20 protein-coding genes are annotated in these 24,544 nt (G+C 76.4%); 12 read left to right on the forward strand and 8 right to left on the reverse strand.

The features are described 5' to 3' along the window. The first annotated feature begins 49 nt into the window (after nucleotides 1-49). The 9 genes from SH587_RS10775 to SH587_RS10815 all read left to right on the forward strand — a co-directional run bounded on the left by SH587_RS10775 (nucleotide 50) and on the right by SH587_RS10815 (nucleotide 11,008). Nucleotides 50-1,348: an MFS transporter gene (locus SH587_RS10775; RefSeq protein WP_320670612.1), complete on the forward strand. Its 1,299-nt coding sequence runs from the start codon at nucleotides 50-52 to the stop codon at nucleotides 1,346-1,348. 48 nt (nucleotides 1,349-1,396) lie between these two features. Next, nucleotides 1,397-2,605: an acyltransferase family protein gene (locus SH587_RS10780; protein WP_320670613.1), complete on the forward strand. Its 1,209-nt coding sequence runs from the start codon at nucleotides 1,397-1,399 to the stop codon at nucleotides 2,603-2,605. Continuing rightward, nucleotides 2,602-3,600 carry an LLM class flavin-dependent oxidoreductase gene (locus SH587_RS10785; RefSeq protein ID WP_320670614.1) on the forward strand — a complete coding sequence of 333 codons (999 nt, stop codon included), beginning with the start codon at nucleotides 2,602-2,604 and terminating at the stop codon, nucleotides 3,598-3,600. Before SH587_RS10780 ends, SH587_RS10785 begins: the two co-directional genes overlap by 4 nt. Continuing rightward, a complete protein-coding gene (locus tag SH587_RS10790) occupies nucleotides 3,593-4,471 on the forward strand; it encodes an alpha/beta hydrolase (RefSeq protein WP_320670615.1) in 879 nt (292 codons plus the stop codon). Before SH587_RS10785 ends, SH587_RS10790 begins: the two co-directional genes overlap by 8 nt. A 20-nt stretch (nucleotides 4,472-4,491) precedes the next feature. Beyond that, nucleotides 4,492-5,418 carry a helix-turn-helix domain-containing protein gene (locus SH587_RS10795; protein ID WP_320670616.1) on the forward strand — a complete coding sequence of 309 codons (927 nt, stop codon included), beginning with the start codon at nucleotides 4,492-4,494 and terminating at the stop codon, nucleotides 5,416-5,418. 232 nt (nucleotides 5,419-5,650) lie between these two features. Continuing rightward, nucleotides 5,651-6,328 carry a hypothetical protein gene (locus SH587_RS10800; protein ID WP_320670617.1) on the forward strand — a complete coding sequence of 226 codons (678 nt, stop codon included), beginning with the start codon at nucleotides 5,651-5,653 and terminating at the stop codon, nucleotides 6,326-6,328. Then, nucleotides 6,316-8,148 carry an asparagine synthase (glutamine-hydrolyzing) gene (gene asnB / locus SH587_RS10805; RefSeq protein WP_320670618.1) on the forward strand — a complete coding sequence of 611 codons (1,833 nt, stop codon included), beginning with the start codon at nucleotides 6,316-6,318 and terminating at the stop codon, nucleotides 8,146-8,148. Before SH587_RS10800 ends, asnB begins: the two co-directional genes overlap by 13 nt. Then, entirely contained in the window at nucleotides 8,145-10,199 is a 2,055-nt protein-coding gene (locus SH587_RS10810; protein WP_320670619.1) for a 4-hydroxyphenylacetate 3-hydroxylase N-terminal domain-containing protein, read from the forward strand. Before asnB ends, SH587_RS10810 begins: the two co-directional genes overlap by 4 nt. Next, nucleotides 10,196-11,008 (forward strand): class I SAM-dependent methyltransferase, encoded by an 813-nt coding sequence (locus SH587_RS10815; RefSeq protein WP_320670620.1) that lies wholly within the window; start codon nucleotides 10,196-10,198, stop codon nucleotides 11,006-11,008. The genes SH587_RS10810 and SH587_RS10815 overlap by 4 nt, the downstream gene beginning before the upstream one ends. Here the strand turns inward: SH587_RS10815 and SH587_RS10820 are convergent. From SH587_RS10820 to SH587_RS10850, 7 genes are all read right to left on the reverse strand, one after another. After that, the gene (locus SH587_RS10820) at nucleotides 10,962-12,845 is read right to left on the reverse strand and encodes a Na+/H+ antiporter NhaA (RefSeq protein WP_320670621.1); all 1,884 of its coding nucleotides are present in this window, start codon (nucleotides 12,843-12,845) and stop codon (nucleotides 10,962-10,964) included. The two genes, SH587_RS10815 and SH587_RS10820, sit on opposite strands and share 47 nt — an antisense overlap. Before the next feature lie 56 nt (nucleotides 12,846-12,901). Then, nucleotides 12,902-13,984 carry an LLM class flavin-dependent oxidoreductase gene (locus tag SH587_RS10825; protein WP_320670622.1) on the reverse strand — a complete coding sequence of 361 codons (1,083 nt, stop codon included), beginning with the start codon at nucleotides 13,982-13,984 and terminating at the stop codon, nucleotides 12,902-12,904. Beyond that, nucleotides 13,981-15,621 (reverse strand): dipeptide ABC transporter ATP-binding protein, encoded by a 1,641-nt coding sequence (locus SH587_RS10830; protein WP_320670623.1) that lies wholly within the window; start codon nucleotides 15,619-15,621, stop codon nucleotides 13,981-13,983. The genes SH587_RS10825 and SH587_RS10830 overlap by 4 nt, the downstream gene beginning before the upstream one ends. Next, nucleotides 15,618-16,463, reverse strand: a complete 846-nt coding sequence (locus tag SH587_RS10835) for an ABC transporter permease (protein ID WP_320670624.1) — start codon at nucleotides 16,461-16,463, stop codon at nucleotides 15,618-15,620. The genes SH587_RS10830 and SH587_RS10835 overlap by 4 nt, the downstream gene beginning before the upstream one ends. Next, on the reverse strand, nucleotides 16,460-17,434 hold the full coding sequence (locus SH587_RS10840; RefSeq protein ID WP_320670625.1) for an ABC transporter permease: 975 nt from the start codon (nucleotides 17,432-17,434) through the stop codon (nucleotides 16,460-16,462). The genes SH587_RS10835 and SH587_RS10840 overlap by 4 nt, the downstream gene beginning before the upstream one ends. Before the next feature lie 9 nt (nucleotides 17,435-17,443). Continuing rightward, nucleotides 17,444-19,108, reverse strand: coding sequence for an ABC transporter substrate-binding protein (locus SH587_RS10845; RefSeq protein ID WP_320670626.1), 1,665 nt, complete (start codon nucleotides 19,106-19,108; stop codon nucleotides 17,444-17,446). A gap of 85 nt (nucleotides 19,109-19,193) precedes the next feature. Beyond that, nucleotides 19,194-20,051 carry an alpha/beta fold hydrolase gene (locus SH587_RS10850; RefSeq protein ID WP_320670627.1) on the reverse strand — a complete coding sequence of 286 codons (858 nt, stop codon included), beginning with the start codon at nucleotides 20,049-20,051 and terminating at the stop codon, nucleotides 19,194-19,196. Between the two features lie 164 nt (nucleotides 20,052-20,215). Between SH587_RS10850 and purF the strand changes: the two genes are divergently transcribed. Continuing rightward, nucleotides 20,216-21,661 (forward strand): amidophosphoribosyltransferase, encoded by a 1,446-nt coding sequence (purF, locus tag SH587_RS10855; RefSeq protein ID WP_320670628.1) that lies wholly within the window; start codon nucleotides 20,216-20,218, stop codon nucleotides 21,659-21,661. Between the two features lie 47 nt (nucleotides 21,662-21,708). On the opposite strand, the gene SH587_RS10860 is transcribed toward purF, so the two are convergent. After that, complete coding sequence (locus SH587_RS10860; protein ID WP_320670629.1) at nucleotides 21,709-21,876, reverse strand: hypothetical protein; 168 nt, start codon at nucleotides 21,874-21,876, stop codon at nucleotides 21,709-21,711. A gap of 121 nt (nucleotides 21,877-21,997) precedes the next feature. Here SH587_RS10860 and SH587_RS10865 point away from each other — a divergent pair, with 121 nt between their 5' ends. Then, a complete protein-coding gene (locus tag SH587_RS10865; protein ID WP_320670630.1) occupies nucleotides 21,998-23,893 on the forward strand; it encodes a RecQ family ATP-dependent DNA helicase in 1,896 nt (631 codons plus the stop codon). Further along, complete coding sequence (purN, locus tag SH587_RS10870) at nucleotides 23,890-24,513, forward strand: phosphoribosylglycinamide formyltransferase (protein WP_320670631.1); 624 nt, start codon at nucleotides 23,890-23,892, stop codon at nucleotides 24,511-24,513. Before SH587_RS10865 ends, purN begins: the two co-directional genes overlap by 4 nt. Nucleotides 24,514-24,544: the final 31 nt, after the last annotated feature.

The raw sequence follows: 24,544 nt of genomic DNA on the forward strand, positions 1-24,544 counted from the left end.
TGAACCCGGGTCTGGTTGGCCGCGGGGACCGTCGCCAGCATCCGCCGCGATGCCGTCCCGTCCCGACCAGGCCCCCGATCCGGCTCCCGACGAGGCGCCGCCGGAGCCGCTCCGCTGGCGCGCCTTCCTCGGCGTCTACCTGTTGCTGCTCCTGATCGGGACCGAGACCTTCCTGGTCTCGCCGCTGCTGCCGACGATCGCCGACTCGATAGACGTCAGCGAGGCCGCGGCCGCGACCACGGTCACCGCCTACACGCTCGCCTACGCGCTGACCGCGCCGTTCCTCGGCGCCGTCTCGGACCGCTTCGGGCGCCAGCCGACGATCGTCGCCGGCACCGTCCTCTTCCTGCTCGGCAACGTCGTCGCGGCGGTCGCCGGCGGGCTGACGGTGCTGGTGATCGCCCGGATCGTCGGCGCGCTCGGGGCGGCGCTGGCCGGCCCCTCGATCTGGGCCCACCTGGCCGAGCGGGCCCCGGAGCAGGCCCGCGGCCGCGCGATCGGGACCGGGCTGGCGCTCTTCTCCGCCGGCCAGGTGCTGGGGGTGCCGCTGGCCAGCTTCCTGGCCGGCGCCGGCGGCTGGCGGGCCTCGTTCTGGGCCCTCGCCGTGCTCTCGGCCGTCGCCGTCCCGCTGGTCTGGCGCCAGACCCGGCCGGCGGCCTTCGGCGCCGCGACCGCCACGACCGACGCGGCCCCGGCCCCGCGGCTGCGGCTGGCCGCCGTCTTCTCGGTCTGGGCCGACCCGCTGCTGCGGCGGGTGCTGCTGGTGGTGCTGCTGCTGCAGGGGGCGAACCTCGGCGCCTACACCTTCATCGGCGCGGTCCTCGACGACCACTTCGACCTCTCGGTCACCGCCCTCGGCCTGATCGGCGTGCTGGTCGGGATCGGCAGCGCGGCCGGCTCGGTCGCCGGCGGCCGGATCGGCGACGCGGCCCGCCGCCGTGGCCACGACGACCGCGGCTGGATCCCGCTCTGGTGCCTGGTCCTCGGCGGCGGCACGATCCTCGCCGTCTGGGGCGCACCGCTGCCGGTCGCCGGCCTGGCCGTGGTCGTCTGGTTCTTCGCCAGCGGCGCCTTCGGGGCCAACGTCCAGGCGCTGCTGGTCGAGGCCCGGCCGGCGCTCGCCGCCACCTCCAGCTCGTGGAACAGCGCGCTGCTCTACGGCGGCGCGGCGATCGGGGTCTTCCTGATCCAGCGCTTCTCCGACGTCGACCTCGCCGTGACCCTCGTCGCCGGGGCGATGGCGTTGACCGCGACCGCGCTGTCGCTCGGTCTCGTCCGCCGCCGCGACTGCCCCGCCGTCCCGTCCCCCCACACGCCCGGGCCGCCGAGCCCGATCCAGGAGGTCTAGATGCCCCCGTCCCGTCCCCCCGCCGCACCAGCGGGCGAGCGCTCAGCGGTGCTCGACCCCAGCCGCCGCCACGCCCCGGCCCTCGACGGGCTACGGGCGCTGGCGGCGCTGCTGGTGATCGCCCTCCACGTCGGCATCTACAGCGGCCAGGTCGCCTCCAGCTGGCTGGGGATCGGCGAGGGCGGCGCGCTCGGCCCGCTGCTCTCCCGGTTCACCGTCGGGGTCCCGATCTTCTTCGTCCTCTCCGGGCTGCTGCTCTACCGCCCGTTCGCCGACGCCGCGCTCGACGGCCGCTCGGCACCGTCGGCGCTGGTCTACCTGTGGCACCGCGCGCTGCGGATCCTGCCCGCCTACTGGCTGGTGGCGATCGTGGCGCTGGTCGCCTTCGGCAGCCTCGGCGGCTGGCCGACCCTGCGGACGCTGCTGCTGCTCGGGATCTACGAGCCGAACGGGCTGCCGCTGGGGATCACCCAGACCTGGAGCCTGGCGACCGAGGTCGCGTTCTACGTGCTGCTGCCGCTGCTGGCGATCGGGCTCGGCCGGCTCGCCCGCCGCCCCCGCGGACCGCTGGCGATCTTCCTGCTGCTGGAGGCGGTGACGGTGGTCGCGATCGTCCTCAGCCACCGGGCGGCCGCCGGCGACTACCCGCTCGCGCACCTCTGGCTGCCCGAGTACCTGGGCTACTTCGGGGTCGGGATCGCGCTCGCCACCTGGTCGGCGCGGCAGGCCCGCGGCGGCCGACCGGGACCGCTGACCGCCGCCCTCGGCCGCGCGCCGTGGCTCGGCTGGGCGGTCGCGGTCGCCGCCTACGTGGTCGTCTCGACGCCGCTGACCGGCTCCACCGCCCGCTACCCGAGCATCGGCGAGGCGCTGCTGGAGCACGCGCTCTACCTGCTGATCGCCGCCGCGCTGGTGCTGCCGCTGCTGGTCGCCCCCGGCCGCGGGCCCTCGCGGCTGCTCTCGACCGCGGTCCCGCGGGCGCTGGGGCGGATCTCCTACGGCCTCTTCCTCTGGCACATGGTGATCGTCGAGGCCTGGCTGCGGCTGGTCGACCAGACCGCCGGCACGGCCGACTTCGCGGTCCTCTTCCCGGTCGCGGTCGTCGGCGCGACCGTCGCGGCGACCGCCTCGTACCGGCTGGTGGAGCGGCCGCTGCGGCGCCTGCGCCCGCTGCCCGAGCGGCTGCTGGCGCGGCGGACGGCCGGCGGCCTCGGCGAACCGGCCGCGGCCGCCGTGGCGACGGGGGCGGAGCGATGAGCGAGCCGACCTGGGCCGTCAACCTGCCGCTGCCGGGGCTCTCCCTGCCCGCCGCGCGGACGACGATCGAGGCGCTGCCCGACCTCGGCTTCGACCAGGTCTGGACCGGCGAGGGCGGCGGCTTCGACGCCTTCACCCCGCTGACCGCGGCGGCGGCCTGGCAGCCGCGGCTGAGCGTCGGCACCGGGGTGGTGCCGGTCGGCACCCGCGGGCACGGGGTGCTGGCCCAGACCGCGGCGACGCTGGCGGAGCTGACCGCCGGCGAGGTGCTGCTGGGGATCGGCTCGTCGGTCCCGGCGCACGTCACCCAGCTCAACGGGGTGCCGTTCGGCAAGCCGCTGGGCCGGGTCCGCGACACGGCCCGCTTCCTGCGGCGGGCGTTCGCCGGCGAGACGATCCACGAGGACTTCGAGACCTTCAACGCCGACGGCTACGGGCTCGGCTTCCGGCCCGCGCGCCCGCCGAAGGTGATCGTCGGGGCCCTGCGGGAGAAGATGATGCGGCTGGCCTACGACGAGGCCGACGGCGCGATCGTCAACATGCTCGGGGCCGACGACCTGCCGCAGGTGCTCGGCCGCGCCGACGCGCCGCGGGCGGGCAAGCGGACGATCGTCAAGCTGTTCCTCTGCCCGACCGCCGACCGCGACTGGGCGCGGCGGTCGGGGCGCGGGTTCCTGGGCTGGATCCTCAACCAGAAGCCGTACTTCGCGTTCCATTCGGAGCTGCGGCGGGGACCGCGGATGGTCGCCTCGCAGGAGCGGTTCCTGGCCGGCGACGCGGCGGGCGCGGCGGCGGCGATCCCGGAGGACGTGGTCGACGAGCTGTGGATCAGCGGCTCGCCGGAGCAGTGCCGCGAGCAGATCGCCCGCTTCGTCCTGCCCGGCGTCACGACCGTCCTGCTCTACGTGGCGCCGACGCCGGAGCTGCTGCGGCGGCCGGAGGGCCTGCCGCAGCTGCTGACGGCGCTGCGTCCGGAGCTGGTCCGCCATGGCTGAGGCTGGTCCGGCGCTGGTCGAGCCGCTGACCGCGGCCGAGGTCGCCGCCACCCGCGCCAGCCTCGACGAGGCGGCGCGGCGGGTGCGGCTGGCCGCGGGCACGCTCGCCGAGGAGGACGTCCTCGGCGGCCGCCCGGCGCTGCGGGTCCGCCGCCGGACGGGCGCCGCGACCGGCACCGTGCTGCTGCTGCACGGCGGCGGCTACCGCGCGGGCAGCCCGCGGGTCGAGGCCGGCGTCGCCTCCGAGCTGGCCGCGGCGACCGGCGTCGAGCTGGCGATCCCGGCCTACCGGCTGGCCCCCGAGCACCCGCTGCCGGCCGCGGTCGAGGACGCCGTCGCCGGCTACCGCGAGCTGCTCGCCGGTGGCCGCTCGCCGGACCGGATCGCGCTGGCGGGCACGTCGGCCGGTGGCGGGCTGGCGGCGGCGACCACGCTCGCGATCGCCGCCGCGGGCCTGCCGCGGCCGGCGGCGCTGGCCGCCCTCAGCCCGTGGCTCGACCTGACCGTCTCGGCGTCCGCCTACGCGCGCAACGCGGCCAGCGACCCGATCTTCGGCGCCGTTGCCGCGCGCCGCTCGGCGGCGGCCTACCTGGACGGCGCCGACCCGCGGACGCCGCTGGCCTCGCCGCTGCACGCGGACGACGCCGAGCTGGCCGGGTTCCCGCCGACGCTGCTCCAGGCCAGCCGCGCCGAGGTGCTGGTCGACGACGCGACGGCGTTCCACGGACGGCTGCGGGCGCTGGGGGTCGAGAGCACGCTCCAGACCTGGCCGGCGGTCACCCACTGCTGGCACGTGCAGGCCCCGGAGCTGCCGCAGGCGGTCGACGCACTGGAGCGGGTCGGTGAATTTCTGGAAATCCGATTGGGATAAGGGTTATTGTATGGCGGGCCGTGAGCCGCTCGACCGTCACCCCGCTGCGTCCGGCCTCCGCCCCGCCGGCGCCCTCCCCGCCACCGGCGCCGGAGGCGCCCGAGGTCTCGCTGGCCGCCCGGCGGGAGATCGGCGCCTTCCTGCGGGCGCACCGCGAGCGCACCAGTCCGGCCTCGGTCGGGCTACCGGCGACCGGCCGGCGGCGCACGCCGGGGCTCCGGCGCGAGGAGGTCGCGGCGCTCTCGGGGGTCGGCCTGGCCTGGTACTCGTGGCTGGAGCAGGGGCGGGTCTCGACCTCGAAGCAGGTGCTCGAGGCGGTCGCGCGGACGCTGCGGCTGGACCCGACCTCGACCCGGCACCTGCTGGCGCTGGCCGGGCACCGGCCGCCGGCGCTGCCGGCGGTCGACCGACCGGCGCTGACCGACGGCGCCCGGGCGCTGCTCGAGGCGTGGCCGGCGAGCCCGGCGGTGCTGCTCGATCCCTACCTGGACATGACCGCCTGGAACCCGGCCTTCGCCGCGGTCTGGACCGACCCGGCGACGATCGAGCCACTGCGGCGGAACCTGATGTGGGCGATCGTCGGCGACCCGCGGCTGCGGGCGGCGACCGTCGACTGGGAGCCGCTGGCGCGGGCGCTGCTGGCGCAGTTCCGGCTCCAGACCGCGCCTCGCTCGGAGGAGCGGCGGACGCGCGAGCTGTACGCGCTGCTGGAGGAGGACTTCCCCGACCTGCGGCCCTGGTGGCGCTGCCAGGGCGTGGGGGACCTGACGACGCGGCCGCTGGCGCTGCGGGTCGACGACGAGCCGGTCTGGCTGCGGACGACCGCGATGCGGCCGGTCGACGATCCCGACGCGCTGCTGCTGGTCGCGACCCCGGTCGGCGCGGCCGACCGGCGCGCCGTCGAGCGGGCGGTCGCCGCCCGTCCGCGGCTCTCGCGGGTCGGCTGACCCCGCTGCGTCGGCCCGCGCCGGCGCTCCTCTCGTACAGCTCCGCGCGCGTCGCCGCGCGCCTCCGTCGCCCGCCCTGGCCGCGGGCTCTCGGTCGTTCGTCCAGCCGTCCGCGATCAGCGGCGTCGATCGCTGGAACTCGACGCCGCCCAGTGCTAATTTGCATGAAAGCTGATCGAGAATTACTAGATTAGCTTCGTCCGCCCGTCCCACCCCCCTCCGAGGCGTACCGATGTCCCGTACCACCGTCCTGCGGCCCCCGCCGCACCAGCTCGACCTGTCCGCCGCCGAGCACGCCGCCCTCTGGCGCCAGCGGCTGTTCGAGGCCGAGGCCGGCATGACCCGCTACCTCGCCGCCCGCGCCGACGACGACGTGATCGCGTCGTGGATCCGGACCCGCTCGGCGCTCTTCGCCGACCTGCCCGGCGACGACGCCGGCCCCGACGGCTGGCAGGCGATCTTCTTCCGCGGCCAGGCGCTGATGGAGCGGTTCCTGGTCTCGCGCTTCGGCCACGAGGCGATGCGCGAGTGGGCCGGCCGCAACGCCGAGGTCCACGCCCTCGTCGAGCGCGATCGCGGCGGCGGCGCCCGCGACCCGATCGAGCGGATCGCCCGCCAGGCCGAGCTCTACGGCTCGACCTACGCGATCGGCCCGGCCGGCCGCGAGACGGCGACGGTCGAGATCTCCCACTGCGCGATCTGGGACTACCGCGAGCAGGCGCGGGCCCGCGGCGTCCCGCTGACCCTCCGCTCACCGTGCGAGTACTGCACGAAGTCGATGGCCGCCAACGTCGCGGCGCGCGGCTACGAGCCGGTCTACGAGCTGCTGGAGCACGACGACGGCCCCGGCTGCCGCTGGACCGCCCGCGCCCGCGGCGACCGCCAGGAGGACGGCGCATGTGCGGCGTGACCGGCTGGGTCGACTGGGGCCGCGACCTGCGGCGCGAGCGGCCCGTCGTCGAGGCGATGACCGACACGATGGTCCCGCGCGGACCCGACGCCGCCGGCGTCTGGCTCGACCGCCACGTGGCGCTCGGCCACCGGCGGCTGGCGATCATCGACCTCGAGGGCGGCGTCCAGCCGATGGTCGCCCGCGACGCCGAGGGCACGCCGCTGGCCGTCATCACCTACAGCGGCGAGGTCTACAACCACCGCGAGCTGCGGGCCGAGCTGACCGCCCGCGGCCACGGCTTCCGGACCCGCTCCGACACCGAGGTCGTGCTCCGCGCCTACCTGGAGTGGGGCGCCGACCTGGCCTCGCACCTGAACGGGATGTTCGCCTTCGCCGTCTGGGACGTGCCGGCCCAGGAGCTGCTGCTGGTCCGCGACCGGCTCGGGATCAAGCCGCTCTACTACGCGGCGGCCGGCGCCGGGGCGCTGCTGTTCGGCTCCGAGCCGAAGGCGATCCTGGCCAACCCGCTGTTCGCCCCCGAGCTGGACCACGACGGGATCGCCGAGCTGTTCGCGCTCGCGACCGCGCCGACGCCCGGCCACGGGGTCTACCGCGGGCTGCGCCAGGTCCGTCCCGGCCACCTGGTCCGGGTCACCCGCGGCGGCGTCCGCGAGCGGCGCTGGTGGCAGCTGCCGACCCGCCCGCACCTCGACGGCCTCGACGCGACCGCGCTGCGGGTCCGGGGGCTGGTCGCGGCGGCGGTCGGGCGCCAGCTCCAGAGCGACGTGCCGCTCGGGTTCCTGCTCTCGGGCGGGATCGACTCCAGCGCCCTGGTCGCGCTCGCGGCCCGCCAGCGCAACGGCGACGGCACCGACACCTACTCGGTCGACTTCCCGCCCGACGAGGGCCCGGAGCGGCTGGGGGAGTGGAACCGCAGCGAGGACCAGCCCTACGTCGACGCGGTCGTCGGCCACGTCGGCACCAGCCACCGGCGGATCGTCGTCGCCGGCCGCGAGCTGGCCCGCCACCGCGGGATCGGGCTCGACGCCCGCGACCTGCCCGGCTGGGGCGAGCCGGACACCTCGCTCTACCTGCTCTTCCGCGGCGTCCGCGAGCACGCCACCGTCGCGCTCTCGGGCGAGGTCGCCGACGAGGTCTTCGGCGGCTACTCGTTCTTCCACGACGGCGCCCGCGGCCCGGTCGAGCAGTTCCCGTGGCTGGTCGGCCGCCGCAGCCCGGTCGCGCTGCTGCGGCCGGAGGTGCGGCAGGCGGTCGACCCCGACGGCTACGTCCGCGCGCGGCTGGCCGAGGCGCTCGACGAGGTCCCCGCGCTGGCCGGCGAGCCGGCGGCCGACGCCCGTGCGCGGACGCTCTCCTACCTGGCCCTGACCCGTTGGCTGCCGGCGGTGCTCGAGCGCAAGGACCGGATGAGCATGGCGACGGCGCTCGAGGCGCGGGTGCCGTTCGCCGACCACCACGTCGTCGAGTACCTGTGGAACGTCCCCTGGGAGCTGAAGACGACCGGCGGCGAGGCCAAGGGGCTGCTGCGGCGGGCGATCGGCGACGTGCTGCCGGACGCGGTCCTGCGGCGGCCGAAGAGCGGCTACCCGGCGACCTCGGCCAGCGCCTACGGCGACGAGCTGCGGGAGCGGGTCGGCGAGCTGCTGGAGCGCGACGCCCGCGTCTTCGAGCTGGTCGACCGCGACGTCGTCGCCCGCCACCTGCGCGACGGCACCCGGATTCCGGGGCCGCGGGCGGCGCCGCACCCGACCGGCGGGCTCGACTTCCTGCTGACGCTCGACCGCTGGCTCGACGAGTACGGGGTCCGGATCCGATGAGCGCCGTCCCGACCGCCGACGCCTTCCGCGCCGCCGCCGGCCGCTTCGCCAGCGGGGTCACGGTCGTCGCCGCCCGCCGCGGCGGGGCGACGACCGCCAAGACCGTCTCCGCCTTCAGCTCGCTGTCGCTCGACCCGCCGCTGGTCGGGGCCGCGATCGGCGGCCGCTCGCCGCTGGTCGACACGCTGCGCGCCGGCGGCGGCTTCGGCATCAGCGTCCTGCGCCACGACCAGCACGCCGTCTCCGACTGGTTCGCCACCGCCGCCGACCGCCGCAGCGGCCCGGCCCCGGCGGCCTTCGTCGCCCCCGTCCGCGAGGACGCGCCGGTGCTCGACAGCTGCCTCAGCTGGTTCGGCTGCCGCGTCGCCGAGGTCGTCCCCGCGGGCGACCACGTGATCGTCGTCGGCCGGGTGCTGGCCGTCGGCACCGGCGAAGCGGAGGCCGGCGGGGCGGGCGGGGCGGGCGGGGCGGGCGGGCCCCTGATCCACCACGCCGGCCGCTACCACGCCGTCTCGTCCCATCCCGACGTCCCCCCAGGAGCGCTCCCGATGAGCACCGTCCGTCCCGTCCCCGTCCGCCCGCTGCTCGCGCCCGCCGATCCACCGCTCGGCGTGCTCGACGGCGACCGCTATCGCGCCAGCCTCGACGACGGCCGCAACGTCTGGCTCGACGGCGAGCGGGTCGACGTCGCGCGCCATCCGGCCTTCGCGCCGACGGTCGACGAGCTGGCCCGCCAGCTCGACCGCCAGCACGACCCGGCGCTGCGCGACCTGCTGACCGTCCCCGAGCCGCACAGCGGCCTGCGGACCGCCCGCGGCTACCACCCGCCGCGCGACCTCGACGACCTGCGGGCGCTGCGCGCCGCCGCCGAGCACTGGCTGCGGGAGTCGTGGGGCCAGCACGGCCGCTCGCCCGTCTTCATGTCGACGATCGCCGTCGGGCTGCTCGACTTCGCCGGCCGGCTGGAGCACAACGGCGCCGGCCACGGCGAGAACGCCCGCGCCTGGTACCACCACGTCGCCCGCAACGACCTGGTGCTGACCCACGCCCTCGGCGATCCCCAGATCGACCGCAGCGCCAGCGTCGCGGAGAACCCCGACCACGCGCTGCGGATCGTCGAGCGGCGCGACGACGGCGGGCTGGTGGTCCGCGGCGCCAAGCAGCTGACCACGCTGGCGCCCTACGCCCACGAGGTGCTGGTCTACCTGTCGGCCTCGTTCGCCGGCCGCGAGGCGGAGGAGTTCGTCGTCTGGTTCGCGCTGCCGATCGCCACCCCGGGGCTCCAGATCCTGGCCCGCGAACCGCTCGGGACCGGCGGCCACGGCCACGCCCATCCCTTCGGCCAGCGCTTCGACGAGCAGGACGCGATGCTCTTCTTCGACGACGTCGAGGTCCCGGCCGACCGCGTCTTCCTGCTCCGCGACGGCGCGCTGGCGCTGGAGGGGCTGGGGCGGATCAACGCCTGGAGCCAGTACGTGGGCCAGATCCGCTACCGCGAGCGGCTGCGGACGCTGCTCGCGATCGGGACGCTGGTCGCCGACGCGATCGGGGTCGCCGGCTTCCGCAACATCCAGGAGGACCTGGGGCGGCTGGCCAGCTACGTCGAGATCCTCGACCACTTCCTCGACGCCGGCGAGGCGACCGCGCGGGTCACCGACGGCGGCCTGCTGGCGCCGGGACCGACCCCGGCGGCGGCGATCTGGTCGGCCGAGGTCGCCTCCAGCGCGCTGCGGATCGTGCGCGGGATCGGCCAGTCGGGGATCCTGATGCAGCCGACCGAGGGCGACCTGGCCAACCCCGAGCTGCGGCCCTTCCTCGACCGCTACATGGGCGGGCGCGAGATCGGCCCGGCCGAGAAGTCGCGACTGTTCCGGCTGGCCTGGGACCTGACCGCCGACAGCTTCGGCCAGCGCCAGGACCTCTACGAGGTCGTCCACCGCGGCGACGTCGCCCGCAACCGGATCAACCTCTTCCGCCGCCACGACCAGCGCGAGCTGCTCGACCGGCTGCGGTCGCTGATCGCCGAGCCGCTGCCGGAGGCCGGCCGATGAGCGCGCTCCAGCGGGCCCGCGACCTGGCCGGCTACGACGAGGTCGCCGGCCTCCGCCAGAGCCAGGACCTCGACTGGGTGCTGTCGCTGGCGCCGGCCGCGCCCGGGTCGCTGGCCGACCTCGGCTGCGGGACCGGGGCGCTGCTGCAGGCCGCTCACGGGCGCTGGCCGTCGCTCGGCCGGACGCTCGGGATCGACGGCGCGGCGACCCGGGTGGCCGAGGCCCGCGCCCGGCTCGGCGCCCGGGCCGAGATCCGCCAGGGCGACCTGCTGGCGCTCGACCCGCTCGGCGAGCGGTTCGACCTGATCACCGCCACCTCGGTCCTCCACTGGCTGCATCCGGACGAGGAGCGGGCGCTGGCCTGGATCGCCGCCCACCTGGCCGACGACGGCGCGCTGCTGCTGACCACCCACCACCCGCACGTCGGCCCGGACGGCCTGGGGGCGGAGGACGTCGTCGCTCGCGAGGCCTACGCCGCGCTCGGGATCGACGACTTCGGGGCGGTGCTGCCGATGGCGGTCCGGGCGCGGCCGGCGGCCGACGTCCAGCGGCTGCTGGCGGCGGTCTTCGCGCTCGACGCGATCGAGGAGCGGGAGGTGGCCGTCGAGACGGCCAGCGCCGAGCAGTACGCGCGCTTCCACGCCTCGACCTTCGGCACCTACTTCAGCCGCCGGGTGCCGGCGGCCGAGGAGGAGGCGTTCTTCGCCGCGGTCGGCGAGGCCGCGGCCGCCCGCCAGGCGCGCGACGGGCTCGTCTACCCGATCAGCGTCCGGCTGTGGCGCGCAAGGCCGCGGCGCGCAGCGCGGTAGCCAGCGCCTCGTGGTCGTACGCCCCCTGGTGGCGGCGGCCGTTGACGAAGAAGGTCGGCGTCCCGGAGACGCCCGAGGCGTCCGCGCTCTGGACGTCGCGGGCGACCCGGGGCGCGTGCCGGCGGCGCCGCAGGTCGTCGGCGAAGCGCTCGACGTCGAGGCCCAGCTCGGCGGCGTGACGCAGCAGGTCGCGGCCGCTGAGCCCGTCGTCGTCGTGCAGCAGCCGCTCGTGCATCTCCCAGAACGCGCCCTGGGCGGCGGCGGCCTCCGAGGCCTCGGCCGCCAGCTGGGCGCCGGGGTGGACGTCGCTCAGCGGCAGGTGCCGGAAGACGTAGCGGAGCTGGTCGCCGAACTGCTCCTGGAGCCGCTCGACGACGGTCCAGGCGTCGCGGCAGTAGGGGCACTCCAGGTCGCCGTACTCGAGCAGCGTGAGCGGGGCGTCGAGGGTGCCGCGGACGTGGTCGGTCGCGGGGTCGACCTCGTCGGCGAGGTCGGCGATCGGCGGCGCGGTCGCCTCCAGCTGGCGGGCCCGGACCTCCTCCGGCAGCCGCCGCAGGATCCGCACCCCGAGCGTCGCGACCAGCGGCGAGAGCAGCGCCGTCAGCAGCACGCCGACCTTCGCCTCCTCCAGCCGCGGGCCGTCGAAGGCGAGCGAGGCGACCAGCAGCGAGACGGTGAAGCCGACCCCGGCCGAGGCGGCGGTGATCGCCAGCGCCGGCCAGGTCAGCGTCGGCCGGGCGCCGCCGAAGAACGGCCGCGACGCGACCCAGGTCGCCGCCAGCACCCCGAGCGGCTTGGCGACCACGAACGCCACCAGCAGCCCGATCGTGATCGGCGAGGCGACCGCCCGCGAGAGCAGCTCGCCGTCCAGGTGGACGCCGGCGTTGGCGAGCGCGAACAGCGGCACCACCACCCGGCTGGTCCACGGGTGCAGCAGGTACTGCAGCCGCTCGTTGGCCGAGATCGCCGCGTTCATCCCCGCCCGCACCGAGCTGGCGGCCTCGGGCGAGGGCTGCTCGCGGAACGAGCGGGCCAGCTCGGTGCTGCGCTCCAGGTCGTCGCGGGCCGGCGGGTAGGCGGTCGTCACCAGGCCGATCGCGAGCCCGGCGATCACCGGGTCGACCCCCGACTCGAACATCGCCAGCCAGACGCCGAAGCCGACCACGACCGCGACCGGCGCCCGCCAGGCGACGCTCAGGAAGCGGAGCGCGATCAGCAGCGCGAACAGCCCGAGCGCGACCGCCAGCGCCCCCGGCGAGACCGTCTCGGTGTAGGCGAGGGCGATGATCAGGAGCGCGATCAGATCGTCGCTGACCACCATCGAGAGCAGGAAGACCCGCGCCCGCAGGCCGCGCCCGCGGGTCACCAGCGCCAGCGCGCCGAGCGCCAGCGCGGTGTCGGTCGAGACCGCCGCGCCCCAGCCCGACGCGCCCGAGCCGCCGGCGTTGATCGCCAGGTAGGCCGCGGCGGCGGCCAGCATCCCACCGATCGCCGCCACCGCCGGCAGCGCCATCCGCGAGCGCTCGCGCAGCTCGCCGACGTCCAGCTCGCGCTTCGCCTCCAGCCCGACGACCAGGAAGAAGAGCGTCATCAGCCCCTCGTTGATCCAGCCGCGGAGGTCGGTCTCCAGCCGGTGGTCGCCGACGGCGATCGAGGCGCTCGTCTCCCACAGCCGCTCGTACGAGCCGGGGGCGACGTTGGCCCAGACCAGCGCCGCCGCGATCGCCGCGACCAGGATCAGCGAGCCGCCGATCTCGGCGTGCAGGTAGCGCCGGATCGGCGCCGCGAGGTTGCGGGCCCACGCGGTCTTGCCGGCGGCCAGGGCGGCGGTGCTCATCCGGCGGCCGACGGTAGCGGACGGCCGGGCCGCCGCCGAGCGGATCGGGCGTCCGGCTACGGCGCGGTGGCGGCGGCGACCGCCGCCGGGGCCGGATCGCGCAGCTCGTCGAGCAGCGCCCGCCGCAGCTCGCGGTCGCGCTCGTCCTCCAGCGGCAGCTGGATCTGGAGCACGTCGACGCCGATCTCCCGCAGCGTCCGCAGCCGACGGGCGACGGTCGCCGGGCCGCCGACGATCGTGCGCTCGAGGGCGGCGGCCACCGCGGCCCGCAGCCCGTCGGCGGTCGGCCGCGGATCGTGGCCGGGCGGAGCGACGCGGGCGATCCAGGCCGGGTCGCCGGCGCGCCCGGCCAACGCGCCGGCGCGGGCGACGATCGCCGCCGCCCGCCGCTCGGCCGCGGCGTCGTCCTCGGCCAGCAGCAGCCGCGCGTTGGCCCAGATCCGCAGCCGCCGCCCGTGGCCGGCCGCGGCGGCCTGGGCCTGGTCGATCAGCGCCCGGGTCGCGGCCGGGTCCTGGGCCGCCACGCCGTAGACGTCGGCGTACTGGGCGGCGAGCGCGATCCCGGCCGGCGACGAGCCCGCGAACGACAGCTCGGGCCGGCGGCCGGGCAGCGGCCGGACGCCGGAGAGCGCGTCGCGGACCCGGTAGTGGCGGCCCTCGTGGTCGAACGGCCGCTCGGCGTCGAGCGTGCGGGCGAACAGCTCGAGGAACTCGGCCGCCCGCTCGTAGCGCTCGGCCTTGTCGAGCGGGTCGCCGTCGCGCAGCACGTCGGCGTCGGAGGAGCCGAGGATCAGGTGGACGCCGGCCCGCCCGCGCGAGAGCCGGTCGAGGGTCAGCAGCGCGCGGGCGGCGGCGGTCGGGGCGGTCAGCCCGATCCGGTGGGCCAGCACCACCCGCAACCGCGAGGTCGCCGCCAGCGCCCAGGCGGCCACCAGCCACGGGTCGGGCCACGACGAGGACGCGACCACCAGCGCGCTGTCGATCCCGTCCTGCTCGTCGGCGCGGGCGACGGCGACCACGTGGTCGGGGTCGGCGTCGCGCTCGCGCGGGTCGCTGGCGAAGCGCAGCACCTCGCGCGCGGCCGGGTCGTCGCCGGGGATCGCGGCGGCGCGCACGCCGCCGCGCAGCTCGAAGCTCAACGCAGGACCTCCTCGCGCTCGGGCGGGGCGGCCGGCCGGTCGAGCGTCGGCGTCGCCGCGAGCAGCTCGCGGGTGTAGGGGTGGGCGGGCCGGTCGAAGATCGTCGCCACCGGCCCCTCCTCGACGACCCGGCCGTCGCGCATCACCAGCACCCGGTCGCAGACCTCGCGGACGACGGCGAGGTCGTGGGAGACGAACACGATCGCCAGCCGCCGGTCGCGCTGGATCCGGTCGAGCAGCCGCAGGATCTGGGCCTGGGTGCGGACGTCGAGGGCCGAGACCGGCTCGTCGCAGACCAGCAGCTCGAGCCCCTCGCCGCCGCCGACCGCGAGCGCGCGGGCGATCGCCACCCGCTGCCGCTGGCCGCCGGAGAGCTGGCCGGGACGGTGGTCGAGCAGCGCCGCCGGCAGCCCGACCTCCTCCAGCAGCGCCACCAGCCGCCGGTCCTGGCCGCGGTCGCGGAGCCGGCGGCCGCCGAGCGCCTCGCGCAGGACCGCGCGCACGTCGTGGCGCGGGTCGAGCGCGCTCAGCGGGTCCTGGGGCACGTGCTGGACGGCCGGCCGTCGCGGCCGCCGGTCGCGCTCGCGGAGCCCGCTCCAGCGCTGGCCGTGGAGGGCGACGGTGCCGGCGTCGGGCTCCAGCAGGCCGAGCAGCGTCCGCGCCAGCGTGGTCTTGCCGGAGCCGGACTCGCCGACCACGCCCAGCGTCTCGCCGCGGCGGACGGTCGCGCTGACGCCGGCGAGGGCATCGCGCTCGTGGCCGGCGGCGTCGCGGTAGCGCTTGCGCAGGTCGGTCGCCCGCAGCAGCGGCTCCTCTCGGCCGGCCGGCGCGGGCGCGGCGGCGGGCGCCCGCCGGCCCCGCGGGATCGCGTCGAGCAGCGTCCGGGTGGCGGGATGCTCGGGCGCGCCGATCACGCGCGCGGCGGTTCCCTGCTCGACGATCCGGCCGCCGTCCATCACCGCGATCCGGTCGGCGATCCGGGCCACCACCGCCAGGTCGTGGCTGACCAGCAGCAGCCCGCGGCCGGCCTCCTTCAGCGACGCCAGCAGCTCCAGGATCCGGGCCTGGACGGTCACGTCGAGCGCGGTCGTCGGCTCGTCGGCGATCAGCAGCGGCGGGTCGGCGGCCAGCGCGGTTGCGATCAGCGCCCGCTGCCGCAGCCCGCCCGACAGCTCGTGCGGGTGCTGGCGGCGGCGCCGCTCGGGGTCGGGGATCCCGGCCGCGGCCAGCCGCCGCTCGACCTCGACCGTGGTCGCCGCGCGCGAGAGGTCGCGGTGGATCCGCAACGGCTCGGCGACCTCGGCCCCGACCGTCCGCAGCGGGTCGAGCGCGGTCAGCGCGTCCTGCAGCACGAAGCCGACGTCGCGGCCGCGGATCGCCCGCCAGCCGCGATCGCGGAGGCCGCGGCCGTCGTGACCGGCGACGGTCAGCCGCTCGGCCGTCAACCGTGCCCCGGCCCCGGCCAGGCCGACCAGCGCGCGGGCGCTGACGCTCTTGCCCGAGCCGGACTCGCCGACCAGCGCCAGGCACTCGCCGGGCCCGATCCGCAGGTCGATCCCGTGGACCACCTCGCGGGCGGCGGCGCCGCGGCCGAAGCCGATCCGCAGCCCACGGACGTCGAGCAGCGGCTCGCTCACCGGTCGCTCCCGCGCAGCTCGCGCCCGAGCACGCTGGCGCAGAGCACCACCGTCGCCACCGCCAGGCCGGGGAACAGCACCGTCCAGGGCGCGTCCTGCATCACGTCCTGGCCCTCGACCAGCATGCTGCCCCACTCCGGCGACGGCGGCCCGGGGCCGAAGCCCAGGTAGCTGAGCCCGGCCCCGGCGACGACGGCGCTGCCGGTCGAGATCGCCGCCAGCGCCAGCACCGGGCCGACCGCGTTCGGCAGCACGTGGCGCAGCACCAGCCAGGCCGGGCCGCGGCCGAGCGTGCGGGCGGCGACCACGAACTCGGCCTCGCGCAGCACCAGCACCTGGGCCCGGACCAGGCGCGCCAGGTTGGGGATGCTGGCGACGCCGATCGCCGCCGCGACGTTCGCCGAGCCGCTGCCGAGGACGACGATCGCGACCAGCGCCAGCAGCAGCTCGGGGATCGCGGCGAGCACGTCGATCACCCGCATCAGCAGCCCGTCGACCAACCGTGGACCGAAGCCGGCGAGCGCCCCGACCAGCGACCCGACCAGCAGCCCGATCGCCGTCGCCCCGAGCCCGATCGCCAGCGAGGTGCGGGCGCCGTGGACGACCCGGCTGAAGACGTCGCGACCGAGCCGGTCGGTGCCGAGCAGGTGGTCGAGCGAGGGCCCGCGCAGCGCCCGCGCGGTCTCGGTCGCGTTCGGGTCCTGGTGGGCGAGCAGGCCGGGACAGAGCGCCATCAGCAGCAGCAGCGCGGCGACGGCCAGGGCGACCGCCACCGTCGGCCGGACACGGCGGCGGCCGCGGGCGGCGCGCGGCAGCAGCGGGGTCGCGGCGGCGGTGCTCACGCCGGCTCCGCGGTCGGGCGGGCGGCGGTCGCCGCGGGGGCGGTCCGCAACCGCGGGTCGATCCAGCGGTAGGCCAGGTCGACCAGCAGGTTGACGACGGTGAAGACCGCCGCCACCAGCAGCACGATCGCGCTCACCACCGGCAGGTCGCGCGAGGTGACCGCCGACAGCAGCACCCGCCCGAGCCCGGGGCGGGCGAAGACGGTCTCGATCAGGACCGCGCCGCCGAAGAGGGTCGCCACCATCCAGCCGACCAGCGTCGTCAGCGTGGCCAGCGCGTGGCGAAGGGCGTGGCGGGCGATCAGCGCCACCGGGCCGGCTCCGCGCGCGCGGGCGCTGAGCGCGAACGGCTGGGCCAGCGCCTCGTCGAGCGCCTGCCGCAGCACCTGGGTCAGCAGCCCGGTCAGCGGCAGCGCCAGCACCAGCGACGGCAGCAGCAGGCCGCCGAGCCCGCCGCTGCCCGCGCCGGGGAAGACGCCCCAGCGGAAGGAGAGGTAGGTCAGGGCCAGCAGGCCGACCCAGAACGCCGGCACCGCGACCGCCACCAGCTCGACCGCCGACGCCACGCCCCGCACCAGCCGCCCGCGGCCGGCGGTCAGCAGCGCCAGCGTCAGCGAGGCCGTCAGCGCGATCGCCGTCGCCGCGCCGGCCAGCGCGGCGGTCGGGCCGATCTGGCCGGCGAGGGCGTCGCCGACGGTGGTGTTCAGCTGGTACGAGCGGCCGAGGTCGCCGGTCAGCAGGTGGCCGATCCAGCGCAGGTACTGGACGACGATCGGCTGGTCGAAGCCGTACTCGTGGACGATCTGGGCCCGCACCTCCGGGGTCACCAGCGCGCCGGTCCCGACCACGCCGCTGACCTGGTCGCCCTGCACCAGCAGCAGCACGACGAAGGTCAGCGTCGCCGCGCCCCACATCACGCCGACGCCCGCGAGCAGGCGCAGCGCGACGTGGCGGACGGTCGGGTGGCGCACCGGCGGCCCTCAGCCCTGCTTGGCGACGTCGTAGAAGAGCGGCCAGCCGTTGGCGTCGAAGCGCAGGCCGGTGACCGTCTTGCGGGTCGCGATCTGGCGCTGGATCACCCCGGTCGGCAGCGCGTCGCCGTCGCCGATCAGCTTCTGCTGGACGAGCGCGTAGAGCCGCTTGCGCTCGCCGACGTCGCTGGTCGCGCCGGCCGCCCGCAGCCAGCGGTCGACCTGCGGGTCGTGCAACCGGGCGGCGTTGTTGCCGCCGTCGTCGAACAGCTGGCTGGAGTCGAACAGCACCCGCAGGATGTCCGGGTCGGCGCCGCCCCAGGCGAAGGCGATCAGGCCGTAGTCGCCGCGGTTGCGGACCGGCTCGTAGGCGGCGGCGTCGAGCGGCACCAGCTTCAGCTCGATCCCGGCCTTCTTCAGGTCGGCCTGCAGCGCCTGGTCGAGCGCGGCACGGTCCTCCGAGGTGTACTGGGGGACGTAGAGCAGCCGGGTCGAGAGCCGCTTGCCGTCCTTGGTCCGGTAGCCGTCGCCGTCGCGCTTCGCGTAGCCGGCCTCGTCGAGCAGCCGGCCGGCCGCCTGCGGGTCGTGCTTCCAGGTCCCCTCGAGCGCGCGGTCGTAGCCGAGGGTCGCCGGCGACAGCACGCTCCAGGCCCGCCGGTACTTGCCGAAGTAGACCGCCTTGACCGCCGCCTCGACGTCGAACGCCTGCTGCACCGCCAGCCGCAGCCGGCGGTCGCGGAAGAGCGAGTTGTCGCTGTTGAGGAAGTACGTGTAGCCGACGCCGGGGGTCTCGGTGCCGACCAGCTTCAGCGTCGCGTCGCGCGCGATCTGGTCGATCTGGTTGGGCGGCACCACGTCGGCGACGTCGACCTGGTGCGAGACGACGCTGCCGACCCGCACCGTCGGGTCGGGCACGAAGCGGAAGGTCAGGCGGTCGAGGTGGGCGGGGCCGCGGTGGCCGGCGGTAGCGGGCGCCGAGTCGTAGCGCGGGTTGCGGACCAGCTCCAGCCGCTGGCCGCGGACGTAGGAGCGCAGCAGGAAGGGACCGGTGCCGACCTGGACCGGGCTGCCGGCGCAGAGCCGCGAGCCGTGCTCCTCGATCGACTTGGTGGAGTGGAAGCCGAGGTAGGTCGTCGAGGCCGAGCGGAGGAAGGTCGCGAAGCGGCTCTTGAAGCGGACCTCGACCGTCCGCGGATCGAGCACGCGGCTGTCGCGGTAGGGGCCGAGCAGGCTGATCGCGTACTTCGACTTCGTCTTCGGGTCGGCGATCCGGTCGAAGTTGGCCTTCACCGCCGCGGCGTCGAAGGGGGTGCCGTCGCTGAAGCGGACGCCGTCGCGGAGGCTGAAGGTGTAGCGGCGGCCGTCGGGCGAGACCTTCCACTTGGTGGCCAGCCAGGGGGCGTAGCTGCCGTCCGGCTTCTGGACCACCAGCGACTCGTAGACGTTGCGCAGGATCACGCCGGTGATGTCGGCCTGCGAGACCTGCGGGTCGAAGCAGTCGGGCTCCTTCTCCGAGGCGAAGGTCAGGTTGCCGCCCGAGGCCGTCGTCCCGGCCGACGCCGCTGGTGGGTCGTCGCTGCCGCAGCCGCTGGCGGCGAGCGCGCCGGCGAGCCCGAGCACGAGCAGGGTCGGGCCACGACGGGCGATCGGCGGGAGCACTGAACGGCGAGCCATGACGCCCGATCTTGCGGGCACCGCCGCCGCCCAGCCAGACCTGGATCGCTGCTGATACTCGGGGTATCAGGCTGGGACGGTCGCGCTAGGCGAAGAAGGCCCGCAGCGCCGCCAGCGTCTCCTCCGGCGCCTCCTCGGGCAGGAAGTGGCCGCAGTCGAGGGCCCGGCCCTGGACGTCGCCGGCCCATCCGCGCCAGGTCTCCAGCACGTCGTGGTCGCGGCCGGCGTGGGCCCGCGCGCCCCACAGGGCCAGCAGCGGGGCGGCGATCCGGCGGCCGGCGGCGCGGTCGGCGCGGTCGTGCTCCAGGTCGGGACCGACCATCGCCCGGTAGTCCTCGCACATCGCGTGGACGGTGGCCGGATCGGCGGCCGCGGCCCGGTACGCCGCCAGCGCCTCGGGGGCGAAGAGCGCGGCGTGGGGGCCGAACAGCAGCGCCTCGGGCTCGGCCGCGATCAGCCGCTCCGGCAGCGGCGCCGGCGCGGCCAGCAGGAACCAGCGCCAGAGCGCCTGCGCCGTTCGCGCGTCGACCCGTTCGAGCGCGTCGAGCGTCGGCACCACGTCGAGCACGGCCAGCCGCTCGACCCGCTCGGGGTGGTCGAGCGCCAGCCGGTAGGCGCAGCGCGCCCCGCGGTCGTGGCCGGCCAGCCGGAAGCGGGGGAAGCCCAGCCGCTCCATCACCGCCACCTGGTCGGCGGCCATCGCCCGCTTGGCGTAGGTCTCGTGCTGCGGATCGCCGGGCGGCGCGCTGCTGGCCCCGTAGCCGCGCAGGTCGGTCAGGACGACGGTGAACCGCTCGGCCAGCGCCGGCGCCACGCGGTGCCACATCGCGTGGGTCTGCGGGAACCCGTGCAGCAGCAGCAGCGGCGGACCGCTGCCGGCGACGCGGGCGTGGATCTGGAGGTCGCCGACCGGGACGTCGAGCCGGTCGAAGCCTTCGAGCATGGGCGGCTCCTGGTGGGGGCGAGGGAGTCTAGGAGCCGGCCGGCGGCCGCTCCGCTCGTGTGCGCTGGCGCACAGGTCCGAGCGGCCGGGGTGACCGGTGAAGCGGCTGTTACTCTCGAACCAGGCGTCGCGGTGCCTTCCGCTCCCTTCCACCGCGCACGGTCATGGCCCCTGACACGCTCGAACACGGCGACGCTCCCCGCCACGAATGTGGCGTCTTCGGCGTCTACGCGCCCAAGCAGGACGTCGCGAAGTTCGCCTACTACGGCCTCTACGCCCTCCAGCACCGCGGGCAGGAATCAGCGGGCATCGCGTCCGCCGACCGCGGCGGGTACATCATCACGCAGCGCGCGCTCGGCCTGGTCAGCCAGGTCTTCACCGAGCACGACCTGCGGGCCCTGACCGGCGACCTGGCGATCGGCCACACCCGCTACTCGACGACCGGCGGCAACGAGTGGGAGAACTCGCAGCCGGTCCACCGCAACGACCGCCGCGAGCTGGCGCTGGCCCACAACGGCAACCTGATCAACGCCGTCGAGCTGCACGGCGAGCTGGTCGCCAAGGGCGTCCACTTCCGGGCCACGACCGACTCCGAGATCATGGCCGCGCTGCTCTCGACCGGCGAGGCCGACTCGCTGGAGGACGCGATCGCCGAGGCGATGCCGCGGCTGCGGGGCGCCTTCTCGACCGTGGTGATGGACCGCGACCGGATCTGCGCCTTCCGCGACCCGCAGGGGATCCACCCGCTGGTGCTCGGCCGGCTGGAGGGCGACGCCTGGGTGGTCGCCTCGGAGACCTGCGCGCTCGACATCGTCGGTGCCACCTACGTCCGCGACGTCGAGCCGGGCGAGCTGGTCGTGCTCGACGAGCGCGGCGTCACCAGCCGCCAGGTGATCGACGGCGAGCGGCGGGCCTTCTGCCTCTTCGAGTACATCTACTTCGCGCGGCCCGACTCGCGGATGAACGGCCAGCTGCTGCAGCGCAGCCGGGTCCGGATGGGCGAGATCCTGGCCCGCGAGGCGCCGGCGCCGGGGGCCGACCTGGTCGTCGCCGTGCCCGACTCGGGGATCCCCGCCGCCCGCGGCTTCGCGGCCGCCAGCGGCGTCCCGATGGACGACGGCTTCGTCAAGAACCGCTACGTCCAGCGGACGTTCATCCAGCCCGGCGACCAGCTGCGCCAGCACGGCCTGCGGCTGAAGTTCAACCCGCTGCCCGAGGTGATCGAGGGCAAGAGCCTGGTGGTCGTCGACGACTCGATCGTGCGCGGCAACACCACCCGCCAGCTGGTCAAGATGCTGCGCGACGCCGGCGCCCGCGAGGTCCACTTCCGGATCACCGCGCCGCCGATCCGCAACCCCTGCCACTACGGGGTCGACATGTCCTCCCGCGAGGAGATGGTCGCCCACGAGCGGACGGTCGAGGAGATCCGCGACCACATCGGCTGCGAGTCGCTGGCCTACCTGTCGCTGGAGGGCGTCTACGAGGCCGTCCGCGGCCAGCGCGCCGACCACTGCGACGCCTGCTTCAGCGGCCAGTACCCGATCGCGGGCACCGAGGGCCACCTCGGCAAGTACGCGCTCGAGAACGCGCTGCCGATGGTCAAGGCCTGAGGGCAGGGGCCGCGGCGCGGCCCCCGCCCCCGCCGGCGTCGGCCCGGTCAGGTCACGCGGGTCCCGGCCGGCGCGGCCGTGATCCGGGTGCCGTCGGGCTGGGCGCCGGTGATCCGGGTGCCGTCCGGGGCGGCGGCCGCGGCGGCCGATGCGGCGGGGACGAGCGCGAGCAGCGCGACGGCGGTGGCGAGGGTGGCGGTGCGGGGAGTGGACATGGCTCCAGGATCGGTCCCGGCGACCGCCCGCGGGGCTCCCTCCGGCGGGGAACCGGCTCACCCCCCGCGGCGCCCGCCGGACCGCCGATCGTCCGCCTCGGGGGCTACCGTGAAGCACCGGATGCCGGTCGACGATCCGCTGCTCCACACCCTGCGGGTCGCCTTCGGGCACTCCTCCTTCCGGCCCGGCCAGGAGGAGGCCGCGCGCGCCGCCCACGAGGGGCGCGACGCGCTGGTCGTGATGCCGACCGGCGCCGGCAAGTCGCTCACCTACCAGCTGCCCGCGCTCTGCCGCGACGACCTGACGCTGGTCGTCTCGCCGCTGGTCTCGCTGATGCGCGACCAGGTCGAGCAGCTGAACGCCCGCGTGCCGGCGCCCGCGACCGCCGCCGCCCGCGCCCGCGGCGGCTGGCCGCCGGCGGCGATGCTCAGCAGCCAGCAGGATCCGGCCGAGAACCTGGCGATCCTCGACCGTGCCGTCGCCGGCGACCTGCGGCTGCTCTACGTCGCCCCCGAGCGGTTCGGCTCGGCCGCCTTCCTGGAGCGGATCCGCCACGCCCGGGTCGGGCTGTTCGTGGTCGACGAGGCGCACTGCGTCAGCCAGTGGGGCCACGACTTCCGGCCCGACTACTTCCGGCTCGCCGACGCCGCCCGCTGGCTCGGCGTCTCCTCGATCCTGGCCGCGACGGCGACCGCCACCCCGCAGGTCGCGCTCGACGTCGAGCGGCGGCTGCACCTGCGCGACCCGGTCAGCGTCCGGACCGGCTTCGACCGGCCCAACCTCTCGTTCGTCGTCCGTCGCTGCGCCGGCCGCGTCGAGCGTCGCGGGCGGCTGCTGGCCGCGCTGCGCCAGGACGGCGCGCTGCCGGCGATCGTCTACGCCGGCACCCGCGACAACGCCGAGCAGCTGGCCGCCGACCTGGCCGCCCAGCTCGGGGTCGAGGCGATCGCGTACCACGCCGGCCTCGACCGCAAGCGCCGCGACGAGGCCCAGCGACGCTTCATGAGCGGCGAGGTCCCGATCGTCTGCGCCACCAACGCCTTCGGGATGGGCGTCGACAAGGCCGACGTCCGGACCGTCGTCCACGACAGCGCCCCGCCCTCGATCGAGGCCTGGTACCAGGAGGCCGGCCGCGCCGGACGCGACGGCGAGCCGGCCCGCGCGCTGCTGCTGGCCGACGGCCGCGACAAGGGCCTGCACCGCTACTTCATCGAGCGGACCGAGGTCGACGACCCGACCCTCGACCGGATCGCCGGGGCGATCGTCGCCGGCGCCGTCGACGGCCGCTTCGACCTGGCCGTGGCGGAGCTCGGTCCCGCCGGCGACGGCGAGTCGGTCCGCGCGGTCCTCGGCCACCTGACCCAGGCCGGGATGGTCCAGCCGGCGCCGGCCCCGCCCGACCGCGTCCGCGGCCGGCTGCTCGGCCCCTACGACGAGCGGGTCCGCCACGAGCTGCGGGTGCTCGTCCACGAGGCCCAGCAGAAGCGCTGGGCCCAGTACCGTGCGCTCTGGCGGTTCGTCGAGAGCGAGAGCTGCCGCCGCCAGGCGGTCCTGCGGCACTTCGGCGACGACGCCGACCCGGTCCCCGGCGAGCGCGCCACCGTCGCCTGCTGCGACGCCTGCGTGCCGCTGCTGCTGCCCGACGCCGAGAGCCCGGCCGGCCACGCCGGCGGCACCGCGCGGGGCCGCGGGGGGCGGCGCGGCGGACGGCGGCTGAGCGGCGACGAGGCCCGCGCGCTCGACCGCTCGGTGATCGAGGTCGTGCGCGACGCCCGGCCCCCGGTCGGTCGCACCCGCACGGTCGAGATCCTGCGCGGCGGCCGCTCCCAGAAGCTGGTCGAGCGGGGCTACGACGGCCTGCCCGGCTACGGCCGCCACGCCGACCTGCGCGACGCCGACGTGCTCGCCCGGGTCGACGCGCTGCTGGCCTCGGGCGCGCTCGGGACCAGCGGCGGCCGCTACCCGACGCTGGTGCTGGTCGACGACGGCCAGCTCGACCTGGAGGACGTGGCGTGACGCCCGAGCCGCCGCCGCTGCGCGTGGGGGTCCTCGCCTCCGGCCAGGGCACCAACCTGCAGGCGCTGCTCGACCACTTGCCGCCGGCGCGGGCACGGGTCGTCGCCGTCGCCGGCGACCGGGCCGACGCGGTCGCGTTCGAGCGGGCGGCCGCCGCCGGGGTCGAGCACGCCGCCTTCGCCCGCGACGACCACCCCAGCCGCGAGGCCCGCGACGCGGCGATCGCCGCCTGGCTGGCCGCGCGCGACGTCGAGCTGGTGGTCCTCGCCGGCTACATGGCGATCCTCACCCCGGCCTTCCTGCGGGCGTTCCCCGACCGGGTGCTGAACGTCCACCCCTCGCTGCTGCCGGCGTTCCCCGGCATCCGCGCGATCGAGCAGGCGGTGGCCTACGGGGTGCGGGTCTTCGGGGTCACGGTCCACCTGGTCGACGAGGGCGTCGACACCGGTCCGATCGTGCTCCAGGAGGCGGTCCAGCTGGACGGTCCGGTCGACGCGGCCGCGGTTCACGCGGCGCTGCAGCCGGTCGAGCACCGGCTGCTGCCGCGGGCGGTCGAGCTGGTCGCCCGCGGCGCGCTGCGGCGCGATCCGGACGATCCGCGCCGCGTGCTGCTCGGCTGATCCCGGTGGGGCCGGGGCCGGGCCGGCGGCT

The organism is Patulibacter defluvii (assembly GCF_034096925.1).
GTDB classification, from domain to species: domain Bacteria; phylum Actinomycetota; class Thermoleophilia; order Solirubrobacterales; family Solirubrobacteraceae; genus Patulibacter; species Patulibacter defluvii.